16 protein-coding genes are annotated in these 21,212 nt (G+C 54.9%); 7 read left to right on the top strand and 9 right to left on the bottom strand.

Annotated elements, in window-relative coordinates; translation table 11 throughout:
* Window positions 1-80: 80 nt before the first annotated feature.
* Complete coding sequence (locus tag VFA09_05585) at window positions 81-1,763, top strand: Rieske 2Fe-2S domain-containing protein (protein ID HZU66728.1); 1,683 nt, start codon at window positions 81-83, stop codon at window positions 1,761-1,763.
* A gap of 15 nt (window positions 1,764-1,778) precedes the next feature.
* On the opposite strand, the gene VFA09_05580 is transcribed toward VFA09_05585, so the two are convergent.
* Window positions 1,779-2,258 carry a septum formation initiator family protein gene (locus VFA09_05580; GenBank protein HZU66727.1) on the bottom strand — a complete coding sequence of 160 codons (480 nt, stop codon included), beginning with the start codon at window positions 2,256-2,258 and terminating at the stop codon, window positions 1,779-1,781.
* Window positions 2,259-2,736: 478 nt separating this feature from the next.
* Between VFA09_05580 and VFA09_05575 the strand changes: the two genes are divergently transcribed.
* The 6 genes from VFA09_05575 (at window position 2,737) to VFA09_05550 (ending at window position 12,407) form a co-directional block, all read left to right on the top strand.
* Window positions 2,737-4,449: a glycoside hydrolase family 44 protein gene (locus VFA09_05575; protein HZU66726.1), complete on the top strand. Its 1,713-nt coding sequence runs from the start codon at window positions 2,737-2,739 to the stop codon at window positions 4,447-4,449.
* A 247-nt stretch (window positions 4,450-4,696) separates the two neighbouring features.
* Window positions 4,697-6,031 (top strand): glycosyltransferase, encoded by a 1,335-nt coding sequence (locus VFA09_05570; protein ID HZU66725.1) that lies wholly within the window; start codon window positions 4,697-4,699, stop codon window positions 6,029-6,031.
* Window positions 6,032-6,051: 20 nt separating this feature from the next.
* On the top strand, window positions 6,052-8,460 hold the full coding sequence (locus VFA09_05565; GenBank protein ID HZU66724.1) for a phospholipid carrier-dependent glycosyltransferase: 2,409 nt from the start codon (window positions 6,052-6,054) through the stop codon (window positions 8,458-8,460).
* Between the two features lie 15 nt (window positions 8,461-8,475).
* Complete coding sequence (locus VFA09_05560; GenBank protein ID HZU66723.1) at window positions 8,476-9,639, top strand: DUF362 domain-containing protein; 1,164 nt, start codon at window positions 8,476-8,478, stop codon at window positions 9,637-9,639.
* On the top strand, window positions 9,640-10,623 hold the full coding sequence (locus VFA09_05555; GenBank protein ID HZU66722.1) for an NAD-dependent epimerase/dehydratase family protein: 984 nt from the start codon (window positions 9,640-9,642) through the stop codon (window positions 10,621-10,623).
* Window positions 10,624-10,805: 182 nt separating this feature from the next.
* Complete coding sequence (locus VFA09_05550; GenBank protein HZU66721.1) at window positions 10,806-12,407, top strand: lysylphosphatidylglycerol synthase transmembrane domain-containing protein; 1,602 nt, start codon at window positions 10,806-10,808, stop codon at window positions 12,405-12,407.
* Window positions 12,408-12,424: 17 nt separating this feature from the next.
* On the opposite strand, the gene VFA09_05545 is transcribed toward VFA09_05550, so the two are convergent.
* The 8 genes from VFA09_05545 to VFA09_05510 all read right to left on the bottom strand — a co-directional run bounded on the left by VFA09_05545 (window position 12,425) and on the right by VFA09_05510 (window position 20,814).
* Window positions 12,425-12,892, bottom strand: coding sequence for a thioredoxin family protein (locus VFA09_05545; protein ID HZU66720.1), 468 nt, complete (start codon window positions 12,890-12,892; stop codon window positions 12,425-12,427).
* 3 nt (window positions 12,893-12,895) lie between these two features.
* Window positions 12,896-13,387, bottom strand: a complete 492-nt coding sequence (locus VFA09_05540) for a DUF4395 domain-containing protein (protein ID HZU66719.1) — start codon at window positions 13,385-13,387, stop codon at window positions 12,896-12,898.
* A 192-nt stretch (window positions 13,388-13,579) separates the two neighbouring features.
* Window positions 13,580-14,476: a hypothetical protein gene (locus tag VFA09_05535; protein ID HZU66718.1), complete on the bottom strand. Its 897-nt coding sequence runs from the start codon at window positions 14,474-14,476 to the stop codon at window positions 13,580-13,582.
* Between the two features lie 87 nt (window positions 14,477-14,563).
* On the bottom strand, window positions 14,564-15,556 hold the full coding sequence (locus tag VFA09_05530; protein ID HZU66717.1) for a hypothetical protein: 993 nt from the start codon (window positions 15,554-15,556) through the stop codon (window positions 14,564-14,566).
* A gap of 331 nt (window positions 15,557-15,887) precedes the next feature.
* The gene (locus VFA09_05525; protein HZU66716.1) at window positions 15,888-16,985 is read right to left on the bottom strand and encodes a potassium channel family protein; all 1,098 of its coding nucleotides are present in this window, start codon (window positions 16,983-16,985) and stop codon (window positions 15,888-15,890) included.
* A gap of 356 nt (window positions 16,986-17,341) precedes the next feature.
* Window positions 17,342-17,536: a helix-turn-helix domain-containing protein gene (locus VFA09_05520; GenBank protein ID HZU66715.1), complete on the bottom strand. Its 195-nt coding sequence runs from the start codon at window positions 17,534-17,536 to the stop codon at window positions 17,342-17,344.
* A gap of 76 nt (window positions 17,537-17,612) precedes the next feature.
* Complete coding sequence (locus VFA09_05515; GenBank protein HZU66714.1) at window positions 17,613-18,134, bottom strand: ester cyclase; 522 nt, start codon at window positions 18,132-18,134, stop codon at window positions 17,613-17,615.
* A gap of 226 nt (window positions 18,135-18,360) precedes the next feature.
* A complete protein-coding gene (locus tag VFA09_05510; GenBank protein ID HZU66713.1) occupies window positions 18,361-20,814 on the bottom strand; it encodes a LuxR C-terminal-related transcriptional regulator in 2,454 nt (817 codons plus the stop codon).
* Window positions 20,815-21,212 lie beyond the last annotated feature (398 nt).

The raw sequence follows: 21,212 nt of genomic DNA, 5'->3' as shown, positions 1-21,212 counted from the left end.
ATGAGTAAATTAACTGGAGGGCGCCCTCTCACCCTATGTTGCTCGCTCTCTCGTTCTCATTTAAATAAAGGAGATGCTTAGTGGAGATTACGTTCCTCGGCCAGGCTGGCCTGTTTATTGAAACCCGCCATGGAAGTATTCTCTGCGACCCCTGGTTCAATCCAGCCTATTTCGCCTCCTGGTTCCCTTTCCCCAGCAACGAGGATGTGGACCTGGAGAAAATCAGTCGCCCGACGTACCTGTATGTCTCGCACCTGCATCATGACCACTTCGATCCACAGTTCCTGAGCGAGCATGTCTGGAAAGAGGCGACCGTCCTGCTACCCGACTATCCGTTGAATTTGCTTGAGCGCCGCTTGCGTGATCTCGGCTTTACCAAATTTATCTATACAAAGAATGCCCAGGCCGTCGAGGTCGATGGGCTGCGCTTCATGATTATGGCAATGGTGGCGCCCATCGATGGGCCAATTGGCGATTCCGGTCTGATGGTGGATGATGGCGAGACGCGCATCTTCAACCAGAACGATTCGCGTCCCATGGATATCGACGTGCTGAACAGTTTTGGCCCATATGACGCCCATTTCTTGCAGTTTTCGGGCGCGATCTGGTATCCCATGGTCTACCAGTTCCCAGAAAAGATGATGCAGGCGTTAGGACGCAAGAAGCGCGAAAATGAGATGGCGCGTGCCCTGCGCTATATCCGCGAGCTCAACGCCACCTTCGTGGTTCCGTCCGCCGGTCCGCCCTGCTTTCTGGATGATCCCTTGTTCAACTTCAACGATTTCGACCGCGACCCCACGAATACCTTTCCAGACCAGGCGGTATTCATCGAATACCTGCAAGCAAACGGGCTGGACAATGGCCGCCTGATGATTCCTGGCAGCGTAGCCACACTTACGAAGCAGTCTTGCGAGGTGGCACACCCCATACCCGAAGAGCAGGTGCAGGCCATTTTTACGGATAAGCGCGCCTACCTGGAAGCCTACAAAGCTCGTAAGCAGCCCTTGATCGACGCGCTCAAGGCATCCTGGCCGCGCGGGCAGGTCGATATCCTCTCTTCACTGCATGACTGGTTTGAGCCCCTTCTGGAGCAGGCCGACCTGACCTGCGTCGGCGTCAATGGGCGCGTGTTGATCGACTGCGATGTGCAGCAGATCGTGCTTGACTTTCACTCGCGCCGCGTCTATGCCTGGGACGGCGAGGAATGGGATTACCGCTTCCACATCGATCCGGCAATGATCGAATACTGCATCGTGCATCACGAAGAGGACTGGATCAATCAGATTTTCCTTTCCTGCCGCTTCGAGGCTCAGCGCAAAGGACCCTATAACGAGTACATCTACAATTTTTTCAAGTGCCTTTCACCGGAACGCCTGCAATATGCCGAGGGCTACTACGCCGAGAAGACTGCCGTCCACCAGCTATGGGAGAGCCACGGCTATCGCATCCAGAAGCGCTGTCCCCACCTGAAGGCCGATCTCACCCGCTTCGCCAGAATCGAAGATGGCATCCTGACCTGCACGATGCATGGCTGGCAATTTGAGCTCGCAACCGGGCGCTGCCTGACCTCCGAGGGCCACCCGCTCTACGCGCAGCCCATTACGAAAGAGGAAATGCCGGCAGAAGTGGTTGAAGCCTCTAATGGCGCGCAGGAAAAGGAATCCGGCAATGGTCATGTACAGGCCATTCGCACGAAATGCAGCCATTGCTGGTACAATCCCAAGGATTTGCGGAGTTCATCGAAGACCGGAACGTCCCAGTAAAACTTGTTCCAGCCTTCATTGCCCGAAGAAGATGTTCCACCATGCCTGCCAGAAATTTTGCGACGCCGGCGGGTTCGCGGGATGAGAGGAGCGCTGTGGTTGCTGATCAGGGGCGCTGATAATAACAACGGGATGCTCGCCTGCGCGCACATAGCCGAACTGCTCGCGGGCCTCCTTTTCGATGACAAAGGAATTGGCATAGTGTTGTTGTAGCTGCGCCAGGTGGTCGTGGTAGGCCTGTAGTTGCTGCGTCTGCTGCTGCGCTTGCTGTACCTTTTGCGCCAGCTGGCTGTTGGTCCACGCCTGCGCCAGCGAGCCGAGCAGGAAGGCCAGGCAGATCACGCCCGTGACCCAGATGACGGTGCGGGTAAATAAAGAACTGCGCCTGGCACGCATGCGCCCAACCGTATCCTCCATACCAACCGCCGAAGTAATGTATGGCCGGCTATTCGCGGCTCGCGCCGGAGATGGCAGCTTGCGTCTCGATTCTTGCATTTGACCTCCTCCTGGTCATTCCTGCTTTTGTGCTATCTATTAGGAATTCTTCGTTTTTGCAAGCAAACAGACTTGTACATTTGTACAGTACCTTATATAGGTGTTTAAGTCAATAGTTTGCTTGATACCATCGTCTCCCCAAACAGATACCATTGTGCCTTCCAGAAAAATCCCTCCTTTGTTACCCTATATCCTGGCATTAGGGGGCGTTTTATGATCTTTTTTTCCCGCAGCAGAGTCGCTGCTTGCCCATAGGTGGGTCAGTGCAGGCGGCTTTGTGAGGAATTACCATCACGAAAAAAGATGATCAGCCGATAGTAAAGAATGCGTAACAGGTGACAATTGTCCTATGGACAGGACAATATTGTGCAGTTACGTATATTCGCGCGTTCCAAAAGATAGATATATCGATACACACTTGAACAGAGAGCGTATCAGGCATCATGAGGATATGCCGTGACGCAGGGAGCAGGGAATAATGTCGGTCAATAATTCAGGCAACGGCGTAAATAGAGGGGGAGCGATGATTTCGGGGCGACCAGGTGGTTCGCAAGCCATAACATCTGGCGGTTGGAAAGACCTTTCGCTGGATGCTCCACCGCAGCGCAACCCAAAAGGGAGAGGCCGTCGCCGCGTCATCATCATCACCAGCCTGATCCTGCTCGTCATGGTGATTTTCGCCGGTGTCCGTGTAGCCGCGGTTGCCAGCGACAGCAACGACCAGCTACTGTTACAACTTGGCAGCCAGCAGCAGGCGCTGATTGATCTGCGCCAGAGCGAGCCGATCAGCCCCTATCTCTTTGGCGCCAATGTCTTTCCAGAACAGGGCACGCTCTCAGTGGACTCGAAGAATAATAATTTTACCGGTTTCATGTCCTATGGGCCGTCGATTGTAAGCGGGCTAAAAAATGCCGATGTCGAACTCTTACGCTTCCCTGGCGGTAGCTGGGGCGAGAATGAGACAGGCCAGAATCACATTCTTTCGTGCCAGCAGTTGTATGACTTCAGCCAGTTGCTCTACCAGACGGGCGCCGATGGCATGATCCAGGCGCGTCTTTCCAGTCCCATCGATGCCAGCGGTCAACCGGCGAGCCTGCAGCAGCGCGCCAACCTGGCAGGCCGCTGGGTGGATTATATGAGCAATCCCAAAAGCACATTCTGTGCTGGACCCGATGCCAGGTACTCGCAGCAGCCCAGACATCCCGTGAAATTCTGGTCTGTAGGCAACGAGCCGGATCGGCTCATCAATCCTGATACGAATAAGCCTTACACCGTCGCCGAATATGTCGATGCATTTATTGCCTATTCGATTCAGATGCATAAGAACAATCCGAATATCAAGGTCTTCGGACCTGAGATCAGCCAGTTCAATGGTGTCGGCATGGGGCCAAAAGATTCCCAGGGCTACCTGTGGATGGATGATTTCCTGAAAGGGGTCGGCCAGTACGAACAGAAAAATAATGTGACCTTGCTCGACGGCGTCTCCTTCCATTTCTATCCATTCGGCAATGCAAGTCAGCCTCCATCCCCCTCACTGCTTCTAAGCAGCACTGAGGAATGGAACTATCTGCTGCCGCCCTTGCGCCAGCTCATCCGGCAAGACCTGGGGCGTGATGTGCCTATAGCCGTGACGGAGATCAACACTACCTCATCAGCCGGTGCGAGTCCCTCGCGCGGGCAGGCCGCGCTCTGGTGGGCCGACACGCTGGGCGAGATGATGAACCAGCAGGTGGAATATGCCGCGTACTTCTCTGCCGAAGGCGTCGATACACCGTATCCGCTGTTCAGCAGCACTAACTACTCACAGACGGCGATGTACCGCGTCATGCAAATGTTCACGCATCTCCAGAACAACCTGATCCCATTGGGGGTGCAGCGAGAGCCGATCAGTGTCTATGCCACGCAGGATGACGACCACTCGGCGGTCAGCCTCCTGTTCGTTAATAAATCGGCCAACAATGAACTTGCGACCGTGGAACCAGCCAGTACGGTTTTCGGCGCCAGTCCATGGCAAAGCCTGCAGATCAGCATCGCGGGCAACAGTATGGTCCTGGTCACGCTACATCACGGTGGCGGCGCAGATGCCTGGTACTTTGATGTGCCAACTATCGACCAGTCTACCATCAGTCCTTTGCAGCACGTTACTTGTGGCAATAAGGGCGACCCCCTGGCATATAACGTGCCTTGCTAGCGAAGGTGACGGAGAGTAGGGGTCGATGAAGGGAGATGCCCATAGGAGTTGATGAAGGGTATTTCGATTTTTTGCCGGTAACTGTGCATCTTCCACCCGATGAAAGGGGATGCTCGTAGAGGTCGATGAAGGGAGATGCCCGTAGGCCCCGATTTATCGTGGGCACCGCCGATTCATCGGCCCCAGGATGGTCGGGTGAATTTGTTAAGTTCATTAGCGATCCAGAGGAAACAAATAAGGAGCGGTTGTGTTTTTCAACGTTCTTGGTCTCGTCTTTCTAATACTTTATATGCTTATCATCCTGATCATGTCGATCCAGGCTGTTTTCAATATACGCCTGCGCCTCTTTATCTGGGAAGCGCCGGAGAATGCATTCCTGAACCGCGCTCCCACCGTTTACCGCGATCCGTGCCTTTCTTTCTCTATTCTCTTACCGGCCAGGCATGAAGAAGCCGTGTTTCGTGAAACCATACAAAAAGTCTATGATCTCAATTATCCAAAAGAACTGATGCAAATTATTGCAATCTGCCGCGACGATGATCCGGGCACGATTGCCGTCGCTCAGGCCAAGATCGACGAGTTGGGCGACCCGAACGTTCAATTGCTCATTTTCAATGATACGCCGATCAGCAAGCCGCACAGCCTGAACCTGGGCTTGCAGGTGGCGCGTGGAGATGTTGTGACCATCTTCGATGCCGAGGATGAGCCACACCCCGATATTCTCAATATCATCAATACGGCCATGCTCGATGAAGATGTGGACGCCATCCAGAGCGGCGTGCAGTTAATGAATCACAACACGCGCTGGTTCTGTTTCATGAACGTGCTGGAATACTTCTTCTGGTTCAAATCGTCGATGCATTTCTTTGCGCGCATCGGCATGACGCCGCTCGGCGGCAATACCGTCTTCGTGCGGCGCGAACTCATGGAGCAGCTTGGCGGCTGGGATGAGTATTGCCTGACCGAAGATGCTGACCTGGGCATTCGCCTCAGTCTTGCGCATGCGCGCATCCGAATCATCTATGAGGATGAGTTTGTCACGCGGGAAGAGACGCCAAATTCCATCGGCCAGTTTATCAAACAGCGCACGCGCTGGAATCAGGGCTTCATTCAGATCTTGCTCAAGGGCGAATGGCTCAAGATGAGGAAATTATCCCAGCGCCTGCTGGCTTTCTATGTACTCATTTTGCCAGAGATGCAGGCATTCTTTGCCGTGATGCTGCCAATCGCAATCATCATGATCTTTCTTGTCAAATTCCCGCTCTGGCTCACCTTTTTCACGTTCCTGCCGCTCTACTGCTTTATGCTGGCGATCTTCATCGACCTGGCAGGCCTGCATGAGTTTCTGAAAGCACACCAGCGGAAATGGAGATGGCGCGAGGCTTTCATTTTGATGATTTTCTTTTTCCCATATCAATATGTCTTGAGTGTTGGAGCCTTGCGAGCGGTCTATCGTGCAATGCGGGGGGCTTCAAACTGGGAGAAAACTGCTCATGTCGGGCAGCATCGTACAGGAACTCCCATACAACCAGGGCCATCCAGTTTCAATTCTTTCGCATCCGGCGGCAACCGGATGCGGTAAGAGGGTAGAAATCTAAAACTATGACAATTTCTCGCAATTCGATACCAGAACCTCAAGATGAAGACCGTAGGGGCCAATTCATCGCGCCCAATGCCGATTTATCGGCCCCTCCAGGCCAAAATCCTGGAAATCCAACCGGCTCTCCAATGAGGCTGCCGCAATCGGTTCGGCCCGGAAGTGTGCCACAGACTCCGCCCTGGAACCTGGGTGGTCAGGTGCCTGCTCCTGGAGCGCAGGGGGGAGCCATAAACGCAGCGCCGGTGACGCCGCTTTCGCCCTCCCAACCAGGAACGCCTGCGCCCCTTGCCAGCGGTTATAATCCGCAAAGCAATCATCCGGGACCCCAATTACCGCCTCCTCCAGGCAATGCGCCCGCAACAAATGGCCCTGCACCTCAGGCATGGTCTCCAAATGGACCCGGCGGCAGCGCGAGGCAGGCGCGGCAGCCAGCCATGGTTGGAGCCGTTTCCGGCCCTTCCCATACTCCATTGCCCAATCCTCCCAGTGGTGCCGGATTGCAAACGCAGGCCGCTTCCATCCCTGCCGTGCAGCCGCAGCCGGGAATTCCAAATGGCAACATCATCATCTATCGCGCGCCTAACTTCATTGTGCGAACTGTCAACAGGACCGGTCAAAAGGTACATCCCTTGCGCAAACCGACCGGCTATACCGCGATCACGCCAAAAGTGATGCCGCAGCAGGAACAGCAGGTTGCGGTAAGCGAAACGCGCATGATGCCCAACGTCACGCTGGAGAACAAGCCACAAAAGAGTTCTACTCCCTTGCCCGCGTGGTTAGAGGCAATCATCGTTTTCGTCGCCCTGGCCGCAACATCTGTGGCGCACGCGTACAATATGTTCAATTTCCCGCGCTACGAACTGGATGAAGGCACTTATATTTCGAATGCCTGGGCCATTACGCAGGGGGCGCTTTCACCTTATCCCTATGGCTATGGTCACCCGCCGGTGGGCTGGATACAAATCGCGGGTTGGATACAACTTACGGGCGGCTTCTTCACCTTTGGCAACGCGCTCAACAGTGGCCGTGTTCTCATGCTGCTCTACGCCGTTGCCTCAGCGCTGCTCGTCTACCTGATAGTGAGACGCATGACCGGCAGCCGCGTAGCCGGAGTGCTGGCGCTGGTCATCTTCTCCTTCTCGCCTTTGAGCATCACCTACCAGCGGCAAATATTCCTGGATAACATCGCGACGTTCTGGATGCTGCTCTCGATCTACTTCCTGGTAATCAGTCGCAGCCGCCTGTTGTATATTGTGCTGGCGGGCATCGCATTCGGCCTCTGCTTCCTCTCGAAAGAGGTGTTCCTGATAGCGTTGCCGGGTATGATTTACGCGGCCTGGTTGTACACAACGAAATTCCAGCGCAAATTTAGCCTTGTCTCCTTCATCTACGCGATTATCGCGCTCTGCTCGACCTTTGTGTTGCTGGCCGTATTGAAAAATGAATTATTCCCTTACGCCTGGCATTTGCCCTGGGATAATCAACCGCACTTGAGCATCCTGGATACCTTGATCGGGCAGGCCGAGCGCAGTCAGGAAGGCGGCAGCTTCATCGCAAGCTGGATTACCTGGCTCGATAACGATCCATTCTTTATTGCGATCAGCATTGCTATTCCGGCGTTTAATCTCATCTATGGCTGGTGGAATCGCAAACACCTGATGCTGGCCTTGCTGTCGATTTGCTTCTGGCTGCTCCTCATTCGTGGTGGCCAGGTACTGTCATTCTATATTATTCCGCTGATAGCGACGACCGCCATCAATACCGGTGTAGCCCTGAACACACTACTTGGCTGGGTTGGCAAAGTGGTACGTTTTGACCCGGTGCGCGTCGTCCTGCTCTTGATTGTGCTGGCGGTCGTCCTGCCTTACGATCTCCAGGAGACCGGCTTCCGTTTCTACCAGCATCCTACGTCGGCGCAGGACGAGGCTATGGTCTGGGTGCGCGACCACGTGCCCCACAACTCGTTTATCGTGGTAAACAGCTACCTCTACATGGACCTGCGTGTGCCTCAAGGAACCGGGGTTGGTGATGGCGCTCCTTTCCCTCATGCCGAGGTGTACTGGAACGTGGCCTACGACCCGGAGCTACAGGTCCAGGCCCTGGAGAAAAACTGGGACCGGATCGACTATATCGTAGCCGATTCCGAGATGCTCAGCGATATACAAAACTATGGCGCGCAACCCGGTAGCGGTATGGACCTGATCTTAACCGCGTTGAAGCATTCCGTCCTGCGGGCCGATTTTCGTAGCGATGACCACAACCTGCAAATCGTGGTACAGGTCTACCAGGTCATCCATAAAAATCCTCAACCGGTAGTGGATTCGGGCGTAAATCCGGCAACACTGCCTGGTATCACCAGCCCTCCGCCCGGTGGATCGGAAGTGTGGGCTGAACAAAGGAAATTAACCTGAGAAGGATACAATACAATGCTAGCAACAAGACCCGATACTGATACGATTGCGATCACGCGCACATTCGACGGCATTGAAGCTGCCGCGCACCGCGTGATTGAGCAGATAGGCGGCATGGAATCGGTCATGCGCGGCGCTAAAATCGCTATTTTGAAGCCCAATTTCGTGGCGGGCCGTAACGCCGAGACGGGTTCAACCACCAGTTTTGCCTTACTCAAAGCGGTCGCTGAGGAGGTACGTGCCTGCGGAGCGGAGCCGGTGCTGTGCGAAACGCCCGGTACCGAATTTGACCGCGAAGCCACGTATACCATCCTGGGCGTCGAAAAATTCTGTGAGGACAATGGCATCCGCATCCTGCGTGTAGACCCGGAGGGCGGCGAAGAGGATTGGATTGAATTGCGCCCGAAGGGGGCAAAGCGGCTGCGCGCCTTCCGCATTCCGCGCATTCTGAACGAGGCGCGTTTAATCAACCTGCCTGTCCTCAAGACGCATGTTGTTTCAATGATGACGCTGGGCATGAAAAATCCTATGGGCCTCTTGCCGCGTCCCGACCGCCGCTCGATGCACACCTTTGGCATCGACCAGTCCATCGTGGACATGAACCTGGGCATCCGACCCGACCTGACCATCGTTGATGGCAGCGTGGGACAGGACGGCGAAGGGCCGCTCTACGGCGATAAAGCCGATTTGCAGGTGCTGGTCGCGGGCCGCGAGAGCCTTGCAGTTGACCTGGTCTGCTGCCAGCTCGTCGGCGTGAAACCGCGCGATATTCCCCATCTCAAGCTGGCCCTGGAGCAGATGGGCAAGCCATCCTGGACAACTGTCGGGGAAGAAGTCAGCGTGATTAAAAAGTTTCGCCTGCCGCAGCAGAAAGGCCTCTATCGCTTCATCTTCTGGCTGATGTACCCGCTGGACTATCCCTACACCTGGGTTGCCGAGCGCGGCAAGCATCTTTGCACCACGCTCTATAGTACCGGCCTGGTGGGCACGCGCCCAAAGATCAAAGAAGAGAGCTGCACGCGCTGCGGTGTCTGTGTCGAAGCCTGCCCGCTGCCAAACGTGATTGACCTTAAAACGCTGAAGGTCAACTACGCGACCTGCCAGCGCTGCCTGCTCTGTTACGAGGCCTGCCCAGAAAATGCCATCAGCGTCAAGGGCTATTCAGGAGCGAGGTCATAAATGACGAATCTGGTAACGGGAGCTACCGGCTTTCTAGGCTCGGCGCTGGTTATGGAACTGGTGAGACAAAAGCAACCAGTGCGCATCCTGGCGCGTGATGCGCAGAAGGCACGCGCTCAATTTGGCGACGCGGTAGATATCATTGTGGGTGATATCAATGATGAAGAGCAGGTACGGCGCGCTGTGGATGGCACGAACATCATCTACCACCTGGTTGGGCGGCTCTATCATCCCAGTACGCCCGCCGAATTGTACTACCGCACGCACGTCGAAGGCACGCGCACGCTGCTTAATGCCTGCAAGGGGCAGAGCCAGTTGCGGCGCATCGTACATTGTAGTACGACGGGCGTGCATGGCGAAACGGGTAAAACGCCTGCCGCCGAAGATGCCCCGTTCGCGCCTACCAATCCCTATGAAGTGACCAAGCTAGAAGCAGAAGTGCTGGCCCTGCGCGCCTGGAAGGAAGATGGGCTGCCGGTCAGCGTCGCCCGGCCAGGACTTGTCTATGGCCCCGGCGACCTGCATTTGCTTGGCTTCTTCTCATCGATCAATAAGGGTCTCTTTCGCGTCATTGACGGCGGAAAGGCTCTCCTGCATCCTATTTATATCGATGATATGACGGCGGCTTTCCTGCTCTGCGCCGGAAGGCCGGAAGCCATCGGACGTAGCTATAATTTTGCCGATGATCATCCGGTGACCATTCGCGAACTTGCGACGGCCATTGCCCACGCGCTGGACAAGGAATTGCCGGGGGGCAGTATCCCGCTGTGGCTGGCAAACCTGGCATCGGATATCTTTGCTCTGGTGCCGGGCATGCAGGGCGAAAAAGCACCGCTGACGCGCAGTCGCGTCAAATTCCTCACGCGTAGCCGCGTGTATGATACCAGCCGGGCGAGAAATGAACTTGGCTTCTCGCCGCGGGTACAGTTAGAGGAAGGTATGAGGCGGACAGCCGAGTGGTATCGCAAGCATAAGTATTTGTAGCAGAAATTTTCTCATCCGCTGTTAATGTTTATATGTCAATGCGTTGATTGATATGTAGGGGTCTGCGGCTCCATCTTTATAAAATTTCCGAGGTTTGCATGCAAAACGATCCAAATTCTTTGCCATCTATACCGCCGATGCTATCAATGCGCCAGCGTCCAAATAGGACAAGGCTGGTAGGTATGGCGCATGGACATCATGATAAACAAGAGCAGATAAACGCGAATCATGCGCCTGGTAATGATATTGCCATGCAGCCTACGGTCACTATGCAATCTGTAGCTTCACCGGATACGCCGACATACCTGGAAAGCCAGGGGAGTGGCTACTCCAGGCCGGCACAGGGCGACGCGCGTCCCTCAGCACCTGCCAGGCAGAATAGCCATTCGCAATTTCAGTCCCCGCAACTTGCTCATGTTCCGCCTCATCCACATAGTTACCCAGGCATTCCAGAGGACGATATAAGCACACAGAGTACGTTGCATCTGATGCGACTTAGTGGCATGATGCCGGCGGTTCGCGTTCGCCAGAAAGGCGCAAATGGAAATCAGGTGCAGGCGCCTGTCGCAGACCTTGAGGAGGGATACTGGCCCCATGGAATCCAGCAAACCGGGCCATTTCCGGTGGTAAACCTCTATGGAAGCGAGCCTTTTGGGCGCACGCTGCCACTCGCGGCCGTCGCGACGCCGGTCGCGCCAGCAGAGGAGAAGCAGATGCCGAAATGGAAGCAGTTGCTTAATACTCCGGCAGTAAAAGTGGCGCTTGGCCTGCTGGTAGGCGGCGGCCTGTTATTTCTCGTCTCGCGTTTCGTCGATTTGCCAACCACTATTCAGGTGTTGAGACAACATCTGACGACGCCGCGCGGCATCCTGTTTGCCCTGCTATCAGGCGTCGCCTTCTTGATGGCCTTCTCTATTCGCGGCATGCGTTGGAAGCTCTTCCTCAATCCTATTGGTAAAGTCAGCACCTTCAAAGCCATCCAGCTCTTCCTTGTCGGTATCTTCCTGAACTTCCTGCTGCCGATCCGTGGTGGTGAGGTCGCCAAAAGTCTGATGCTCAAACGCACTGCCAATATTCCGATCAGCAAATCGCTGCCAACCGTGGCCATGGATAAGGCCCTGGACTTGCTGCCCGCGCTCTTCATCATGGCAATCGTACCGTTTCTGGGCATCTCAATGGATATCAAGCTGTGGCTCGTGCTGGCGACCGTTGGTGGGCTGCTCATCTGTCTGATCTTCTTCGTAGCGCTTGCTGCCTGGAAACGCGCCGCCGCCATCAACCTGCTGCAAAAAATGACGGGTCTGTTGCCTAAGGCTATCGGCAGCAAGATCGAAGGATTCGCGACCGGCTTTGTCGATTCGCTGCTCGCGGCCGCCAGCCAGCCGAAGATCTTCATTCCGGCTGTGCTGCTCACCTGTGTAGCGATCATCTTCGATGGCCTCTTCGCCATGCTCGCCTTCTGGACGATTGGCTACTACATCTCTTTTGGCACCGCTATTTTCGGCTATACCGTCTACAATATGTTCTACATCCTGCCCACACCCCCTGGACAGGTTGGCAGCAATGAAGCCGTGGGCCTGCTGGTCTTCTATGGCCTGCTGCACCTGCAAAAAGAACAGGTTACGGCCATGTTTGTCTTCTCGCATCCCTGGGCGGCGCTGTTGATGACCGTTTCAGGTATGGTCTGCCTCAGCGCCCTGGGCTTGAAGCTCTCGACCGCCATGAAAGTGCAGACGGAAGGCGAGGATGCGCTGGCAGTACAGGCAGTGCCTGCAAAAGCGTAAAGTGCGACCGCAAACACCTACTGCGCCAGTATCGCCTGCACCTGCTCTAACAGGCGCTGCGTGGGCGCGAAGCCATAATTGACGGCCCGCGCGTTACCGTTGGCGTCAAGTACGACAGTAGTTGGCAGCGTCAGCACGCGGTAACGCTGCGTTAATTCTGGCGTGCCAGGAGCGTCGATCTCCATCACAGATACGCTATCGCCGCATGCCTCAAGTACCCGTTGCAGGGCGGGAGCCTGTAATGTGTGGCACTGGTGGCAGTCATCGCTTTGAAAGGCCAGAATACGTACCTGTGTTGCGCCTGAATTCGTGCCGAAAATGCTGCTGGCTTCAGGGCTGTGACCATTTGCCATAACGTCCAATGGAGCCGCCGTCAGAGCTTGCCGGCGGCGCATCTCGACGAAGCGGCGCCCCGCCCATGTAACTATCCACAGCAGCACGACGATCAGGATAAATACAACGAGTCGCACCATACCATCGGACATCGCTTACACTCCACGCCAATGGAAACCACCCTGGTAACGCACGCGGGGTAGCAGGCCCCATCGCCCAAGGTGATAGTAAACAAAGCAACCGGCACAGAAGCCAACCGTCAAATTGATGGCGGCCAGCGCGAAAACGATAAGATCGAGCGTCCAACCGGCCACAGTTGCTGGTGTCAGGAACAGCAAAATGCTTGACGCGATGAGGAATATTGCGCCAACTCCCTGCGCGAAACGATGTGGATTCGGGTCATCCTCTACGATACGCGGTCGCCACAAGTGCAGGGGCAACACAACGTAGCGATAGAGCAGCCGGTAAGGGCTTACCGAGGGCGCGAGCGCGGAAATCGCCAGGATAAGCGCGGTGATCAACACAATGATTGGCTGGCTGAGAAGAAAGGCTAGAGCGGCCAGCACAACAGTGCCTGCCTGCGAAAACTTGCCAAGGTGCGTATCGACGCGCGGCGAAGTAGCTGGGGCGGTCAAAGGAGTTTCCATGGGCGCATCTCCTTACTAAAAATATCAATGGAGCGCTGACCGGTCGGATTGGCACAAATACCAGGACTTAGCATAACAGTACCATATTTATATCACTCTAACAAGTTATCCTGCTCATTCTATTCCCAACTAAAAAAGACCAGAAAAACATCCCTGCGCCAGTGTCATGGGGATGTTTTTCTGGTCTTTTTTCTATGGTTGCCCTTTAGCAACTGGCAGGTCCGTTGCTACATGCACATTCAGGTCAGCGCCTACGAAGTAATCATGCCCATCCGACCCAATGATGTGCCACATGGGGTTCATAGCGGAGTTTCCTCCTCCTCGCCAGTTATGCACCGGCGAAGTAAGGTAGGGAAAGCTGGGGTCGATGGGAAAAAAGATCAATTCCGGCTGTGTGCCTGGCAGTAGAGTGAGGCCGCGCTGGTGTTGCAATTGCGTGATGGCTGTCGCCGGTGAGATGTAGGGAAACGCCTGCCTCGTATGGACATCCTGGGGAGTTATTACGCCATACGAGGAGAAGCGCATCCGCCCGCGCGCCCGGTCGTAGACGAAATCGAAGATGCCACAGCGCAATCCGGCGGCATTGCGAACAGAGACGACCCAGTGATCGTCATCGTAATAGTCATAACCGGTATGCGCGTCGTAGGCATGCACAAGGGCCGGCGTATCGAGCGCAACATAGCCATAGTGACCCTGCATGGCTGCATAATCGGGACTACCGGCAATCGCTGCCGCAATACTGGCCGGCGAAGCGGACGGCACGGCAAACCAACCAGGCTCGGTGGGGCAGGCTACCTGTCCCGCGTTGCCACACTGCCCTTTAGCGTGATTCAGGGAGCCGTAACCGGCGGGCACGTGCGAAACCGGCCCGCCTGATGCGCTGGCAACACTACTTCCGCGTCCAACGGTGACCAGCAGCGCAAAACCGAGTACGCATAGTGCGACCATCCCAAAGGCAGCGCCTAAAGCGATGATCGTACCACCGGGCAGCCTGGATTGTTCACCTTTTATCTGCCTACTCCTATATTTCGTGACGGGATATCTTTGAGAAGTACTCCTGCGAGCGACCCGCCTTTTCGTGCGCGCCATGATTTTTTCCTCTCTCTGCTCATCCGGTCAGAGCTACATGCATTGACCGGAGTTTCTAATAACGAAAGAACGGCGTTATCCAGCTCATCAATTATGTGGAGCTAAATGGCCATTCTGATCAATGGCATAATCAAACGAGGTGTAATCGTTGTTGATGCGATCCTGTTCAATAGTGATAAAGTAGGTGTTCCAGTGATAGGGAACGCCATAGCTATTGAACGGTGGGACGTAATAGTGATTGGACGTATCAGGGTCGGGATCGTAGCCGTTGTGCGTGTTGTAGCCCTGCCCCCACATCACACGATTCGTTGTCCAGTCCGTCAGCGACCATACCTGGTTCTCGGTCTGATTAAATGGGTGGGTGCCATCCATCGACTGGTTGGCGTGGTTGAGCCAGGGGTCCCAGGTATCGATTGAGCCAATCGTCGTTCCAGGATAGGATGGATCGCTGGTCGCCCAAACTCCATCAACGACGAAGGAGTGATAGCCGCCATCGATGGTTACACTGATCGGGTCATTATGCGAGACGGTATTCTTGCCGAAGTCGGTGCCGAAGTCGTAGGTCGCGGTCGTGCTGCTGGTGCGGTAAATCCAGTTGTGGAACCAGTAGGGTTGATTCTGGCTGCTGGGAGGCGTATCGTACCAGGCCCCATAGGCAATCGAATGGGGGTCAGTTCCACCGTCGGCTGCGATATCCGAGTAGACGTAGCCTCCCGATCCGTATCCCCAGGGACTGCTATACGAGTTGAGCCGGTTGTGGATGGCCTCCTGTGAGTTATCCCAGCCAGGGGCCTTACCATCATAATAGAGCCAATCGTAGACCTGAATGGCACGGATATTCGCTATACCGCACCAGTTGCCTTGATGCTGGTACCAATCACTGGTAGCAGTAAGCATCCAGGAGTGATTTGAGCCGTAAAATGTGTAACTACTAGGCGTTAATTGTGCCTGGATAAGCGCAGTGTTGCTTGACTGAGCATTCGCGGCCTGTATCGTCATGTTCATGCTCAATTGAAGCAACTGCGCGACCATCACGACAAGAAAAACGCCTACCAGCCGGGAAAAGAGACGGCGTTGCATGCCTCGTCCTCCTTATATATTCTGTCATGAACTTTCACAAAATAGTCCAGCAATCGGCCCTACGGCTTCGTCGTGGGCCGATTGATCGGCCCATGGGGTAGTTGGACTTATTTGTTCAAACTCATCCTGGAAAAAGCAGTAAGTAACAGGCGGCCTGCGTGGATTTGTGGCCATACAGAGAACTGAATACGAGGTAGCTTACGAAGACACTTCAAAAATGCTGCAGGAACAGGGTCTTTCCAGCACCCCCCCAACGGATGCGAGAGATCTCCTAAAGAATAGACGAGTATAGATTTAGTTTATTGCATACCGATTGCTTATGGCGCGGAGGCTAAGCGGTGGAGAGCCAGTCGTCTTGAGAGTCCTCCGGTGGAATCCAGGGCGGCAGCGGCATCAGCAGGCGGTCGGATAACGTGTTGACATACGATTCATACATGCCCCGCATCTTAGATAATTGTTCATCGGCCGCCTCACCTTCGCGCATCGGTATACCGGCCTCTTTGAGCAGCCTGCGTATTTTCGCCAGATTATACCTGCGCGTTAATCTGGTCTCATACCTGGGTGGGGGCAAGTTGAGGACCTGGCTCAGATCAACTGCCGCGTGACGCGCGATAGCGAAGGTCAGGCGAGCCTGGTGCGTTGGCAGGTCATCGATACCTACCAGTACAAGCGCGCACACGTCCAGGATCACGGTGAGCGCTGCCAGCCAGGATTGGTTATCGTGCTGCGAGCGAAAATAGGCCAGCGAGGGATAGGACAGGTGGCTTTCCAATAGTTCGGCTCCCCAGCGTTCCCACTCCCGCAAGAACGTGTTGAGCGCATTGATGTCCCGGTCCTGCGCGTAGCGGCGCAGCATCTCTATCGCGCTCGGCGGAGAACCGGCGCGCGCGTCCAGCAGCGTGATATCGGCCTCGCGCCGCGAAAATGCCTGGTACAGCACGGGTAAATAGCCAATTACCACCGCCAGCAGGCCGAAACCCGTGGCAGCTTCTATCACCGTCACCAGCCGCGCCAGGCCGGTGCGAGGTATCACATCTCCCAGTCCCAGCGTAATAAATGTCGTGCCGCTCATATAGAGATCAGTAGGGAAGCCACTTGCTTCCCCTATTCCTGATACCGCCGACCCCAGCGACCATTGCAACAGGGCGTAGCCGACAATCAGACCCACCATCCATACAACCAGCAGCAGTATCAACGAAAGCGGCCCATAAAAGCTCAGGAATACTTCTCGCCTGCCATCGTTATGCATGCGCCGCGCTAGCGCCGACCAGGGCTTCCAGGTAATCAGATAGATCAGCACCGTCAAACGCAGGCGCCGCGACACGCGGCGCGGCAGAATTATTACTTCGAAGACATCCCACAACACAAAGAAAATCAATAATATAGCACAGAGGCCCGCGAGGACCGAAATACTTCTCTCCATTAGCATGATACTATTTCCTGGCAAGTTGACGCGGGCCGTCGCGTACCTGGCAAGCCTCATCCATGGCTACCCGTGCGATTACCCTGTTTCTACAGTCGCTCCTCCATCTCAAATGATGTTGACTGCACACATTATACTCACGTTATCTCTCGATATGCCAGGATGATACTGCGCACCTTGCTTGTAGGATAGAACGTAGAGCAAGATTAACCGCTACCCTGTTCCAGGGACGGGAAATAAGGAGTGGGATTGCTACTGGGGGAAGTTGTGTAGCAACCGGTGAGAGCAGAGCGCACTCCAGCCTTGTGGTCGCCTGCCACCACTAGATTCGTATGTATCCCGCAACCTGCGATCAGACCAGGCTAGCTGAGTATCTCATTCAAAGTGGACCGGCGAACGCGGTATATCTCGCGTTTCCCGCGATGGGGAAGCCTGATCGAGGGCAACGTACCCTCTTTGATCCAGCGCCGTACCGTCGTCTGATCTACTCGCAGAATGCTGGCGACCTCCTGCACCGTCAATAATTCTTCAACTTGATTTGCCAGTTGATTTGCCATAAGGGGGCCTCCTAAAAAGGTTGTGCAATGCTTGCAAGACCCTTGCAAGCATGCTGATAAGGAGTAGAGCGAGTCTTCATGATAGAGATGTTTTTGCCGGCCCTGGTCGTCTCATGGTAATCCTGGGGGGTTGAGGCACATAAACGAATCCAAGTTGACGCAGCATCCCTGCGATATCGACCTCATTCCACTCCTCTACGATAGTTTCTTGTTCCATGCGTATGATAGTAATGCCTGTCATTTGCATGGGCCTGCCGGTTGGCGCGTGTCCCTCATATCCACCCAGATCAGTTCCCTGCAAGGTCCAGCGCACCACCACTTTTTCCCCATCAACGACGAGATCGCTGACCGTCAGGCGTATATCAGGAAAGGTAGCGCGAACAACATTGCGCAATTGGGCCAGGGGTATACACAGCCGCTCACCACCGAGATAGACGGTGGCGGGTGAATACTTAGCATCCGTATCCCCGGTCACATCCTGCCGTTTCCTACTCTCCGCCGCATAGTCCCTTTCATCGCCTTCTTGAGTATTCCAGGCATGTTCAAGATACTCCCGTACCAGTGCTTTGCGCTGGTCGGGTGTCAGGGATGACGACATACCTTCAACCTTTCCTTTCCCTTTCTTTAGAGGGAAACTGCTCGCACAAGACATCTATATGGAGGTGACAGGATGTTTCGTCCAGCACCCTTAAAAATTACAGTGATGCCGGTCCCCCCCACATCTCTGCTCCTCCAATATGTCTTGATGAGTAATATACAGGTAACGTGAGCAATACACAAGGTAAAAATTGCGTAATCAGACTACGTAATTGCTCTACTGTTACTTAAACCAGGCCATGCTCAAATGCGAAACGAGTGGCAGCGCTGCGTGAATTGACGCCGAGCCTGGCATAGATGGACTGCAAGTGCTTGCTCACTGTTCGCGTACTGAGAAACAGGTATCTGGCAACTTGAGCATCTGTCAGGCCTTTCGCTACCAGCACAAGAACCTCAAGCTCCCGCGGACTCAATCCGGCCACTTCAGTTGCGGCAGCCGGCGACCCCCCTGTACGTGAGGCGGGAGGCGTTTCAAGTATTGCCTCTGCCTCGATCAGGATGTCTTCGAGTGAACTGGACTTTCCCTCCGCAAAGTGGCGCAAAAAATTTTCCTGACCAAAGCTGGTAATAATAGAGAGTACCATACGTTCCAGCAGAGCACGCCCCGCCGGAGGGTGAGGAGCCTGGATGCGCTCTTGTAACGCCTGTGCCGCGCCGAACAATCGCGCTGCCTGTGCATAGCGTTCTTCTATTCCCGCCATGCCTCCGATCAGTCCCAGGCTTGCGGCGATGCCGTAGGATTGCCGTTGAGCTTGTGCCAGCCGCAGTGCTTTCCGGCAGGCGTCGCGAGCCTCTTTTATCGCTTTCAAAAACAGGGCCGCCTGCGCCTGCGTGAACAATGCATACAGCAGGTGAACATGATTTCCGCTTTCGCGCAGCAATTGGCAAGCTTCTTCGCTCAAAGCCATTGCCTCCCGAGCGTCCCCTTGTGCGAGGGTAATAAATGCCAGGGTTGCCAGGGCAATCCCTGTTCCCTGCTGCTCTCCAATGCTGCGATAGAAACTGAGTCCAGTCTTGCAGAGCGCCATACCCTGCTCATACTTGCCTTGCAAACCCATTGTCAAGCCCAGGTAGACCTGAGCTTCCGCCTGTGCCGGTCTATCTTCCAGCTTCTCCAGCAGCGCAATCTCCTCTATGAGCAGCGCGCATGTGCGATCATATGCTCCCTGGTAGCGCGCAAATTCTGCTGCCCCAAACAGCGCCCGCGCCTTCAACCCCGCCTGTAGGGGCGTACCCCGGTGGTCGCCCGCCATACCATTGTGCCTGTCCTCTATCCCCTGATGCTCGCCCGCCGTACCTTTGAGCCTGCTCGCTTCCTGGTTATCTGCCGCCAGCAGCGCATCGAACCAGTATCGCCCTTCGCTAAAATAATTGTGTATGATCCAGAAACGGCGCAGCGCGTCGGCAAGGCGTACTGCTGCATCGAGCCGCCTGCCTGCCAGCGCGCGTGACAGCGCAGCTCGCAGATCAGGCGTTTCCATCTCAAGGCGTTGGAGCCACTGTGCCTGCTCCATACCGTAGATGTGCGTATTCGCCTCTTTCGCGAGATGCAGGTACCAGGCATAGTGCTGCTCCATCATTTGCTGGAAATCATCACCCTGTCGTAACTTTTCCAACGCATACTGTCGCATCGTATCAAGCAGCCGGTAGCGAACTTCTACCGTATCTTTCTCCGCTCCCTCTTGTTCCTCTGCTACGATCAGCGACTTATTCACGAGATAGACCAGCGTTTCAACGATCAGCGACGGTGCCAGGTCATTCGAGGCGCAGACATGCTCCATCGCCTCAACATTCCAGCTACCCGCAAAGACTGCCAGGCGAAGGAACAGGGCTTGCTCGTTGGGAGTAAGCAGCGCAAAGCTCCAGTCCAGCGCTGCCTCCAGCGAATGGTGTCTCGCCTCCGCGGTTCTTTTGCCATACCTTAATAGCTTAAAACGCTCGTCCACCCGCGCTGCCAGTTGATCCACCGAATACATCGGCAGCAGCGCCGCTGCCAGCTCCAGCGCCAATGGCAGCCCATCCAGGTGCGCGCAGATACGCGCCACCGGCGCGGCATTCTGTGGCGTGAGCAGAAAACGCGGATTGCTCTCCATTGCCCGCTCGTAGAAAAGCTGTACAGCTTCGTAACACATCAACTTTTCGATAGCAAGATGCTGGTTGGGGTCGGGTATTGACAGCGGCGTTACCCGCCAGGTCACTTCTCCAGCGACTCTTAGCGGCTCCCGGCTTGTTGCGAGGACATGCAGCCTGGGGCAGGCTTGCAATAGGGCCTCCACCAGTGTAGCGCATTCACTTACAACATGCTCGCAGTTGTCCAGCAGCAACAAAACATTCCGCTCCGCCAGTTCGGATTTGAGCAATGCGATCAGCGAGCTATCGCGATCAGTTCGCATATTGAGGGCGGAAGCGATGGCCTGTGGAGCCAGTTGCGGATCAGAGAGCGGGGCTAATTCAATCAAATACATACCATCATCGAAGGAGCCGCTCAATTTCGTCGCAACCTGCAACGCCAGGCGCGTTTTACCTACTCCGCCAGCTCCTACGAGGGTCAGCAGGCGTTTGTTTGTGAGCAAAGAGGTGAGCGTGGCAAGCTCGTCCTCCCGCCCCACAAAGCGTGTCAGGTAGACCGGAAAGGATGCTGCATGTGGGATGTTCCCGGCAGCTTCTTTTATCGGTTCCATCTTATGAGCGCTTCTCCCCTGGATAGGACTACCTTTTACAGTAAATATATATTCAAAGGCTACTAACCTGATGACCCAATAGAAGAAGAAAAACTTTTTTCTCGCATCTTCATCTAGATGCACCCCAGTAATAACTTCAGCGTTGTTTAAAAGCCAGGATTTTGCAAATTTCCCTGCTAATCCTTCTACATTTTCTGCTCTTTGCTACATATTACCAGAAAGGCATGGCTGTGTCTAGTGGTTACGGTACCGATTGCGCAGGGCTTGTGAATGATTGCTGGCCTCCTTTGAGAGAAGTGAGGAGAGCAAGCGCTTGTTGAGGACAGGAGGCGAAATGGCGCCGGGTCTGCCGAATGTGGCAGGAACCAGAGCGGTGGATCAAAGTGATCGCGAGATTG

Source organism: Ktedonobacteraceae bacterium, assembly GCA_035653615.1.
Taxonomy (GTDB): domain Bacteria; phylum Chloroflexota; class Ktedonobacteria; order Ktedonobacterales; family Ktedonobacteraceae; genus DASRBN01.
The sequence above is the reverse complement of the archived record's forward strand: the minus strand, read 5'-3'. Positions and strand labels throughout refer to the sequence as shown.